Source organism: Pedobacter cryoconitis (genome assembly GCF_003259615.1).
GTDB lineage: Bacteria > Bacteroidota > Bacteroidia > Sphingobacteriales > Sphingobacteriaceae > Pedobacter > Pedobacter cryoconitis.
This window is the reverse complement of sequence record NZ_QLLR01000078.1, coordinates 1-1,340: the sequence shown is the minus strand read 5'-3', so window position 1 is coordinate 1,340 and position 1,340 is coordinate 1. Positions and strand designations below refer to the sequence as shown.

The 1,340-nt window shown below is 46.0% G+C and carries 1 protein-coding gene; it reads right to left on the bottom strand.

The features are described 5' to 3' along the window. Positions 1-1,340: fibrobacter succinogenes major paralogous domain-containing protein (locus LY11_RS26850; RefSeq protein WP_211321671.1), on the bottom strand; the 1,340-nt coding region annotated here is incomplete at both ends.

Genomic DNA, 1,340 nt, shown 5'->3' with positions numbered 1-1,340 from the left:
CCGGCGGTATGCGTAATGGTAAAAGGTAAACAAACTTTAAAGCTCGTCACCGTTGCACTTAAGCTTGTACCTACACTATTGGTTGCAAAGGCACGTACATAATAAACAGGTTTTTCATCCAGGTTTTTCAAACTACTGGTTATATCTCCAATGCCAGTACCTAATATAATCACCTGATCACCCATACCCGGATTTCCGGTCGTATTCCAGACTAAACCTCTGCTGGTTACTGTAGCTCCACCGCTATTGGTCACCGTGGCATTGGCTACAGCGGCGGCAATCGTTATGCTTTCTGCCGGGACTACCACACTAGTCACCGAAGGAAGACGTTTTACAACCTCATCCTGCAGACAGCGAAGCGGCAGGCCTACGGCTTTATCATTGTAATTCGATCTGACATTGTTATAGAAATAGGCCTGGCTGATATTCCCATAACCCGTACTGCTCCAGTAGTTGCTGTTCGTTCCTCTGATGTTTAATGCGCCATTATTAGCCAGATCTCCGGCATTATGTAATTTTAATACAGAAGCATACACGTCAGCATTGATTTTCCAGTTTTGAGGAGTAGCAATCGTTGAGATCCATTCAGTATTGGTTGGTATCCGCCAGCCACTGCCCAGCATTTGTGTACATGGGTCATTGACAGCCAGCCAGCTTGAAGATTCACTAATTGAGGTAACCCACGGTGCCATTACCGCACCTGGGGTACGGGTAGTTCCATCATGCTGATAACCTTGCAAGCGGTTAAACTGCCAGTACCAGCCTGAAGAAGCTTCGGTTGCATCGTTAACTGCTGTAGCCTGCTGGTCTGCACCCAGATTCTGGGTAATCCAGCATTTATCGGCACCCGATATTTTAGTACTTACCAAACCATAAGTCACGGTTTTATCTACAGCAGATCCATTCAGTCCTGCTCTGTGAATTACTGTAAATGGCATACAGATTTTAAAGCTGGTTGTAATTTCACTATAGGCTGTACCTACGCTATTGGTTGCAAATGCTTTCACATAATAGGTAGGGCCATTCTCCAAACCAGAAATTAATCCGTTGATTGTACCTATACCAGCTCCCATTGGCACCACCTGATCTGCAGTTGTTGGATTACCTGTTGTATTCCAGACAAAACCACGGGCAGTTACGGTTTCACGTCCGTCAGGATTTATAATTGCAGATGCCTTAGCCGTAGTAGCTGTCATGTCTGCCAATGGCAGGATCACATTACTCACCGAAGGAATGGTAGAAGCTACCTCGTTCCGAAGACAACGAACAGGCAGTGCAGAAGCTTTGTCAGACTCCAGCAGTCTCCAGCCATAAAAAGCAGTCGCAGTTCCGTTTGCAGC